Source organism: Ruminococcus sp. RTP21198st1_G1_RTP21198_201120 (assembly GCF_040924265.1).
In the GTDB taxonomy this organism is placed as follows: Bacteria; Bacillota; Clostridia; order Oscillospirales; family Ruminococcaceae; genus Hominimerdicola; species Hominimerdicola aceti.
In genome coordinates this window covers 68,685-76,057 of the sequence record NZ_JBCOMH010000016.1, presented here as the reverse complement: position 1 = coordinate 76,057, position 7,373 = coordinate 68,685, and the positions used below count along the sequence as shown (strand labels likewise).

The window sequence follows — 7,373 nt, the reverse complement described above, 5'->3', positions numbered from 1 at the left end:
CTTCTCTCTTTATCGCTCTCTCTCGAGGCGACTTGTTTATTTTATCACTTTTATGCCTTTTTGTCAACCCCTTTTTTCGCTTTCTGCTTTTTTTACACTTTATTTCCCTTTTCTTATCTCTTTTTGTCCATTTTGCTTTGCTCCTTTGTTCTTTTGATACAAAAAGTGACAACTGAGCGTCGCTCAGCTGTCACTTTGGATTGTTTATTATATTTAGACAAAAAAATAAACTCACAGAACAGAAGCTCTGTGAGTCATTGGAGGCGCCACCCAGATTTGAACTGGGGATCAAGGTGTTGCAGACCTATGCCTTACCACTTGGCTATAGCGCCATATTGGAGCGGATTACGAGGCTCGAACTCGCTACCTCCACCTTGGCAAGGTGGCGCTCTACCAGATGAGCTAAATCCGCATTTAGTGGCATCTACAATATTATATGCAAGATACCGAAACCTGATACATAAGGAATGTATTGGCGACCGGAATGGGGCTCGAACCCACGACCTCTAGCGTGACAGGCTAGCGTTCTAACCAGCTGAACTACCCGGCCATATTAGCGGACTTTATAAGTCCGCTTGGTGGGAACAACAGGGCTCGAACCTGTGACCCTCTGCTTGTAAGGCAGATGCTCTCCCAGCTGAGCTATGCTCCCGTTAGCTGTCGTTTTGAGTTGTATCTCTCAGCGACGATATTTATTATACACTATCCAAAGCCATTTGTCAAGAGTTTTTTTGAAATTTCCCAAAAAAAGTTTAAGTCCGCAAACGCTTTATTATCGGGCATTTGAATAGTGTACATAAAATATTCATTAAATATTATTCTTTTATTAACCCTAAAATCTCCTCAGGAGTAAAGTGATATTTCTTATCACAGAAGTGACACTCAACGTCAGTACCACCGTCTTTAGAAAGATCTTCAAGTTCTGCCCTGCCCAAAGATATAAGAGCATTCTCTACTCTTTCCCTTGAACAATCGCAACGATAATTAACCTCAAAATCATCAAGAACGTTCGGCTCAAGTCCCTCCAAAGCTTTCATAGCAATATCCTCTGTTGTCATGCCGCTGCTTATAAGCTTTGTTACAGACTCCATTCCGTTTATATTCTTCTCTATCTGATCTATAGCTGACTCAGGTGCAAACGGCAAAAGCTGAATAAGAAATCCACCAGCACAATTCACTGTCAGATCTGGATTTACAAGTACGCCAAGAGCGCAAACGCTTGGCACCTGCTCACTGACAGCAAGATAGTTAGTTATATCCTCTGCTATTTCGCCTGAAACAATAGGCACTTGTCCGCAGTACGGCTCTTTAAGTCCCATGTCCTTGACCACACTAAGCGTACCATTAGAGCCTACAGCCCCTCTGACATCAAGCTTGCCTTTATCGTTAAGCGGCAGTTCCACCACTGGATTTTGTACATATGCCTTTACATTTCCCATGCTGTCAGATACGCATATAAGCGCTCCTGTAGGACCATCACCGTCCATTTTTACAGTAATAGAATCATCTTTGCCTTTAAGTCCAAATCCCATGAGCGAAGTACCCATAGCAAGTCTGCCAAGTGCCGCCGTGACCACAGCGGAAGTTTTATGTATCTCCTCAATGCGTGAAACAATATCCTTTCCGTCGATAGCGCTGCACACAACGGAAGCGTCTTTACTTATAACTCTAACTATTCTACCCATAAAATCACCCTCTGTTTATTCTCCTGCACACATAAAGAACTCTCTGCGTTTTATCATTAACTGGTGAGTCCTCAAATCCGTCATACTTTCCTATAAGCTCAAAATCATTTGACTTTACAAGCTCGCTCAAAAACTCGTCCGTATATATCCTCTCTGTGAAATCCTCGCTAAAACGACAATAAGAGCCGTTCTCCTGCTCCTCAAAGAAGTCAAGATATATGCTCACGCTGTCATCATCATTAAGCTCATTCTGCCATGCACAAAAAAGCCCATCAAGATCATAGCAGAACGCATTGTCTGCAAGGATCACTCGGTGCTTGTACACAGTATTTACATCAAATATGAAAAGTCCACCATCGCAGGTAAATTTTGATACACACTCAAAAGTCTTTCTGACAGCTTCCTCATTTTCAAGGTGATTTATGCTGTCAAGAACACAAACAACAGCATCAACTGCGCCATACAGATCAAGCTCAGTCATATCCTGCATAAGATACTGTATGTTCAGACCGCTTTCATAGCGCTTATCCATGGCTTCTTCCAGCATTTGATCCGACAGATCAACGCCTACCACATCATAATCAAGACGTGCAAGTGCTTCACTGAGCGAACCTGTGCCGCAGGCAAGGTCCAAAACTACCTCATGCTCTGAACTGTATCGTTTTATAAGCTCATGACACCGTGCCGCAATTTTTCCGTAATCGACATTCTCTGTAAGCTTATCATAGTAACAGGCAAATCTGCCGTATCCGCTCATTAATTATCTTCCTTCTTATCCAATCTGTCAAAAACGATATTATATCCGCCTGAGCCGTCATAAGAAAGCGAGCGGTTCACACGGCTTATAGTTGCCGTTGAAGCACCTGTTTCGTTTACTATATCGCTGTAAACATGATCCTTTGTGAGCATTTTTGCAACCTGAAAACGCTGTGATAGTGCTTTCAGCTCAGGTATAGTGCAAAGATCTTTAAAAAACAGCCTGCATTCCTCGACAGTTTCAAGACAAAGCACTGCTTCATAAAGATCGTCTAAATTTTTGATCTCAAGTTTCTCTTTCATGAAAAAAATCTCCTTTACGTTTCATGGTGTAAAGTGTTAAACCATAAATATATTTTAACACAAGTCATGAAAAATGTAAAGGAGAATTATGAATTTTTTATTTACTTACTCTTAATTTTTTCTTCTATTAGGCGTTAGAAAACCGCCAAATGATTTCGGCTCATCAGAAATATCCTCTTTATCATCGTAATATTCCTCTTCTTCGTCCTCTGTATCGCTTTCTAGTTTCTCTGGTGGCGTTATCTCAGCCCCCTCGGATATATCGTCTATTATTGCCCTCAGTTCATCTACGCCCTCTCCGGTGATCGCAGAGAACTCCACACAGGTGATGTCCTCAAAGCATGGTATCTCTGTCTTGAAAGCTTCCATACGTGCTTTTCTGGCGTTAGGCTTGAGCTTATCTGCCTTGGTGAACACGATTATAAATGGTATCTCAGCGTCAATAAGATAATTTATCATCATCAGATCGTCTTTGCTCGGCGGATGACGCATATCCACAAGCTGAAAAACAAGTGCAAGCTGTCTGCTGCCGTCGTCAAGATAGCCACCTATAAGACTGCCCCACTGCCTTTTCTCGGACTTTGATACGCTGGCATAGCCATATCCAGGCAGATCAACGATATAGATATTCTCCACCGAAAAGAAGTTTATTGTAACAGTTTTACCCGGCATAGAGCTTACTCTCGCCAAGTTTTTTCTGTTAAGAAGCTTGTTTATCAGCGACGACTTTCCCACATTCGACCTGCCGGAAAAGGCAAATTCAAGTCTGTCAGACTTGGGTATCTGCGAGAATTTTCCAAAGGAAGTATAAAATTCTGCTTTGTTATAATTCATAGGCGGCCCTTTCTATACCGTTAATTTTTTTCGCTCCGGCTCGTTCTTGCTTAGGAGTTCAAGCGGAACATTATTTTTGCTGTTTGGAACAAGTGCAACGTCAAGCACATCCTGAATAGTCTTTGCGAACACGAACTCGCAACAAAGCTTTACTGTATCGTCAACGTCATCAAGGTCGCCCTTATTAGCAAAAGGCACTATGATAGTCTTGACCCCCGCCTTGTATGCAGCCATAGTCTTTTCACGGAGACCGCCTATAGGCAGTACTTTGCCGCTAAGAGTTATCTCGCCTGTCATAGCAACGTCACTGCGTACTTTTATTTTACCCAATGCAGAGATGATGCCCGTTATCATGGTAACACCTGCAGATGGACCGTCCTTAGGCACAGCACCCTCGGGAGCGTGTATATGCAAATCTTTTTTCTCGTAAAAGTCTTTATCGATGCCATATTTGTCAGCAACGCTTCTGCAATAGCTTACGGCAATCTTTGCAGACTCCTTCATAACGTCACCGAGTGAGCCTGTAAGCTCTATTCTGCCCTTTCCGTCAAGTACAAGGACTTCCAAAGGCATGACAACTCCGCCCACTGACGTCCATGCCAGACCATTTACAGAGCCAACAGCATCTTTATCTGATACAACATCAGGGAGATATTTCTCATGGCCAAGATATTTTTCAAGATTATCCGCCTTGAAAGTAACTTTCTTAACGCCGTCTTCAACTATCTCCTTAGCAGCCTTTCGGCAAAGCGAGCCTATCTGTCTTTCAAGATTTCTCACGCCAGCCTCTCTTGTGTAGCTGTCTATAAGCTTATAGATAGCATCATTGCAGATGCGTATCTGAGATGCTTTAAGACCGTTCTTACCTTCCTGCTTTTTAATAAGATGTTCCTTTGCAATATGGAACTTTTCCTCCCTAGTATAGCTAGACAACTCTATGACCTCCATACGGTCGAGAAGAGGTGCTTGAACAGTATCGAGAGTATTTGCAGTTGTAATAAACAGCACATCACTTAAATCAAACGGCACTTCAATATAGTGATCTCTGAAAGCATTATTCTGCTCGCTGTCAAGAACCTCAAGCATAGCAGACGATGGATCGCCTCTGAAATCATTGCTCATCTTGTCTATCTCATCAAGAAGAACAACAGGATTTTTACTTCCTGCAAGCTTCATGGCATTCATTATTCTTCCTGGCATTGCACCAACATACGTCTTTCTGTGACCTCTGATATCACTTTCGTCCTTAACACCGCCCAATGAGACCCTAACAAAGTTTCGATTAAGTGCTCTAGCGACAGACTTTGCCACTGAAGTTTTGCCAACGCCTGGAGGACCAACAAGACAGAGGATCTGCCCCTTGATATCAGGAGTAAGCGCTCTTACAGCAAGATTTTCAAGTATTCTATCCTTGACCTTTGCCATGCCATAGTGATCCTTGTCAAGTATCTGCTTTGCCTTTTTAACGTCTGTCCTATCCTTTGTGACAGCATTCCACGGCAATGCAAGCACTGTGTCGAGATAATTTCTCAGCACAACACCCTCCTGTGACATCATACCCATCTTGGAAAGCTTCCTGACCTCGCCCATAAGCTTATCACGAACTTCTTCGGACAATATAAGTGAATCTATCCTATGTGTGTACTCATCAATCTCATTTACATCTGAGCCGTCTTCATTTTCACCCAACTCATTCTGTAACGCCTTGATCTGCTCACGAATATAGTATTCGCGCTGACTTTCTTCTATCTGAGAATGGACCTGACTATGTATCCTTCTTTCAAGAGATAAAACATTGGTCTCTCGTGAAAGCATAGTGATCATAAGAATTAGCTTATCTAAAACAGATGGGGCTTCAAGAAGCGACTGTCTGTCAGTAAAAGCTAACGGAATATTAAATGCCAAACTTTCAAAAAGTTGAACAGGCGTTTTAGAACCGAGTATCTGGGCATAAAGCTCTTCAGGCATTTTAGGAACCACCTTAACATACTCTTCAAACTCATCTAAGACCGAACGAAAAACAGCAAGTTGTTCGTCGTCATCAAGCCTATCCTTTGAATAATTTGGTACAAGTCTTACATCAGCTTCATAGCAATCATCATACTGATAAAACTCAGCAAGTCTCGCTTTACGCAGACCTTCTACATAACATCTGTATATTCCATCAGGTGCTTTCACAATCTGTCTTACCTTTGCTACAGTACCCACCTTGAACATATCCTTTTTTTCAGGCATTTCAAGATAAACGTCTTTTTGCGCGCAAAGAAAAACAAGTCGATCGCCGTCCATGGCATTTTTCATGCTCTTTATAGTTCTTGGTCTGCCAACATCAAAATGCATAGACATTCCAGGGAAAACTACCAGATCTCTCGTTGGAACACACGGCATAATATTATTTATTTTAACATCAGTTTTATCTTTCATAGTTGCTCCATTTCCTTACAGCTCTACAAATACTGTAATGCTTTGTTATACAGCTTTAGTATATAATATCACATTTATGATACATTTGCAAGCCCCACTCAGAAACTTCCCCTTAACAAAAAGAGGCACCTATAAAGGTACCTCAAAATAGAAAACACTATTAGTCAGCTACATATGGAAGAAGTGCCACATGACGTGCTCTCTTGATAGCTGTTGTAAGTTCTCTCTGATGATAAGCACAAGTGCCAGTTACACGTCTAGGGAGGATCTTAGCCCTCTCTGTCATGCACTTTCTAAGCTTTGCGATATCCTTATAGTCGATCTTTTCAGCTCTGTCTGCACAGAACATACAAACCTTCTTACGACCTCTCTTCATAGGTCTGCTTGTATTTCTTTCCTTTTCCATGGTAAATTTCCCTCCTTAGAGAAATATTTTTCAAAACTCCTCTGCTTAGAACGGTACTCCGTCATCGGTCAATACTTCTTCAAAATCATCAAGGTCACCAATGGACAAAGCGTCATTTGATGGAGCATTGTTATAGTTATTCTGATTAGAATTGTTTGCAGGCTGTGAATATCCACCATTGTTCTGCTGGTAATTATTCTGCTGATAACCACCATTTCCGTAGTTATTGGAATAGTTACCTGTTCCCTGCTGTTTTGGTTCACCTGTGAAAGACACACTGTCAACATTGACCTCAGTTGTATAATGCTTTACACCATTCTTGTCATCATAAGAACCTGTTCTTATCTGACCTTCAAGAGCGATCATTCTGCCCTTTGAAAAGTATCTGTTGATAAATTCAGCTCTCTGCCCCCAAGCAGTGCAAGTAATAAAATCAGTCTGCCTTTCAGCACCCTGACGAACTGGTCTGTCAACTGCAACATTGAATCTCAAAACTGCATTTCCACTAGGAGTCTGTCTTACTTCAAGATCCTGAGTGATCCTACCCATTAAAATAACTCTGTTAAGCATAACTTTTCCCTCTTTCGCAGTTTTACTTGACCGTTACTAAGAAACGGATCACGCCGTCTGTGATACCAAGAATTCTCTCAAGCTCAGCTGGAAACTCAGGCGTAGATGTGAATGACCACAGTACATAAGTACCTTCTGTTTCATAATTGATAGCATAAGCCAGCTTACGCTTGCCCCAATTACTAAGTGTAACGTCGCTTGCGTTAGCCTCGATCAAGTCATTGAACTTAGCTGTGAGTGTGTTTACAGCCTCCTCGTCAAGCTTAGAGCTGAAAATTACCATAGCCTCATAAGACTCATTAATTTTTGCCATTGCATTTGCACCTCCTTTTGGATTTCGCCTGTGCCGCAATTTGCACAAGCAAGGATAACTCAATTATTATAACACAATACCG

General features: G+C 41.8%; 8 protein-coding genes and 4 tRNA genes. All 12 read right to left on the bottom strand.

Going from position 1 to position 7,373, the window contains the following annotated elements; translation table 11 throughout:
• Positions 1–258: 258 nt before the first annotated feature.
• Positions 259–332, bottom strand: a tRNA-Cys gene (locus AB5627_RS11200).
• Positions 333–336: 4 nt separating this feature from the next.
• A tRNA-Gly gene (locus AB5627_RS11195) sits at positions 337–412 on the bottom strand.
• Between the two features lie 61 nt (positions 413–473).
• Positions 474–550: transfer RNA gene (locus tag AB5627_RS11190), tRNA-Asp, on the bottom strand.
• 26 nt (positions 551–576) lie between these two features.
• Positions 577–652: transfer RNA gene (locus AB5627_RS11185), tRNA-Val, on the bottom strand.
• Positions 653–815: 163 nt separating this feature from the next.
• Positions 816–1,685 carry an Hsp33 family molecular chaperone HslO gene (gene hslO, locus AB5627_RS11180; RefSeq protein WP_117925176.1) on the bottom strand — a complete coding sequence of 290 codons (870 nt, stop codon included), beginning with the start codon at positions 1,683–1,685 and terminating at the stop codon, positions 816–818.
• Between the two features lie 4 nt (positions 1,686–1,689).
• Complete coding sequence (locus tag AB5627_RS11175) at positions 1,690–2,442, bottom strand: class I SAM-dependent methyltransferase (RefSeq protein WP_117958279.1); 753 nt, start codon at positions 2,440–2,442, stop codon at positions 1,690–1,692.
• Positions 2,442–2,744: a YerC/YecD family TrpR-related protein gene (locus tag AB5627_RS11170; protein ID WP_022287522.1), complete on the bottom strand. Its 303-nt coding sequence runs from the start codon at positions 2,742–2,744 to the stop codon at positions 2,442–2,444. The genes AB5627_RS11175 and AB5627_RS11170 overlap by 1 nt, the downstream gene beginning before the upstream one ends.
• Before the next feature lie 111 nt (positions 2,745–2,855).
• Positions 2,856–3,578 carry a ribosome biogenesis GTP-binding protein YihA/YsxC gene (gene yihA, locus AB5627_RS11165; RefSeq protein WP_041337343.1) on the bottom strand — a complete coding sequence of 241 codons (723 nt, stop codon included), beginning with the start codon at positions 3,576–3,578 and terminating at the stop codon, positions 2,856–2,858.
• Positions 3,579–3,590: 12 nt separating this feature from the next.
• The gene (gene lon, locus AB5627_RS11160; RefSeq protein WP_117958280.1) at positions 3,591–6,002 is read right to left on the bottom strand and encodes an endopeptidase La; all 2,412 of its coding nucleotides are present in this window, start codon (positions 6,000–6,002) and stop codon (positions 3,591–3,593) included.
• 160 nt (positions 6,003–6,162) lie between these two features.
• Positions 6,163–6,408 carry a 30S ribosomal protein S18 gene (gene rpsR / locus AB5627_RS11155; protein ID WP_022287519.1) on the bottom strand — a complete coding sequence of 82 codons (246 nt, stop codon included), beginning with the start codon at positions 6,406–6,408 and terminating at the stop codon, positions 6,163–6,165.
• A 45-nt stretch (positions 6,409–6,453) separates the two neighbouring features.
• Complete coding sequence (locus tag AB5627_RS11150; protein ID WP_117864646.1) at positions 6,454–6,978, bottom strand: single-stranded DNA-binding protein; 525 nt, start codon at positions 6,976–6,978, stop codon at positions 6,454–6,456.
• Positions 6,979–7,000: 22 nt separating this feature from the next.
• The gene (gene rpsF / locus AB5627_RS11145; protein WP_022287517.1) at positions 7,001–7,291 is read right to left on the bottom strand and encodes a 30S ribosomal protein S6; all 291 of its coding nucleotides are present in this window, start codon (positions 7,289–7,291) and stop codon (positions 7,001–7,003) included.
• Between the last annotated feature and the right edge of the window lie 82 nt (positions 7,292–7,373).

What these genes read in the sequence shown, in the direction of transcription:
- hslO (WP_117925176.1), bottom strand. Translation starts at nt 1,685, where the DNA reads ATGGGTAGAATAGTTAGAGTTATAAGTAAAGACGCTTCCGTTGTGTGC.
- AB5627_RS11175 (WP_117958279.1), bottom strand. Translation starts at nt 2,442, where the DNA reads ATGAGCGGATACGGCAGATTTGCCTGTTACTATGATAAGCTTACAGAG.
- AB5627_RS11170 (WP_022287522.1), bottom strand. Translation starts at nt 2,744, where the DNA reads ATGAAAGAGAAACTTGAGATCAAAAATTTAGACGATCTTTATGAAGCA.
- yihA (WP_041337343.1), bottom strand. Translation starts at nt 3,578, where the DNA reads ATGAATTATAACAAAGCAGAATTTTATACTTCCTTTGGAAAATTCTCG.
- lon (WP_117958280.1), bottom strand. Translation starts at nt 6,002, where the DNA reads ATGAAAGATAAAACTGATGTTAAAATAAATAATATTATGCCGTGTGTT.
- rpsR (WP_022287519.1), bottom strand. Translation starts at nt 6,408, where the DNA reads ATGGAAAAGGAAAGAAATACAAGCAGACCTATGAAGAGAGGTCGTAAG.
- AB5627_RS11150 (WP_117864646.1), bottom strand. Translation starts at nt 6,978, where the DNA reads ATGCTTAACAGAGTTATTTTAATGGGTAGGATCACTCAGGATCTTGAA.
- rpsF (WP_022287517.1), bottom strand. Translation starts at nt 7,291, where the DNA reads ATGGCAAAAATTAATGAGTCTTATGAGGCTATGGTAATTTTCAGCTCT.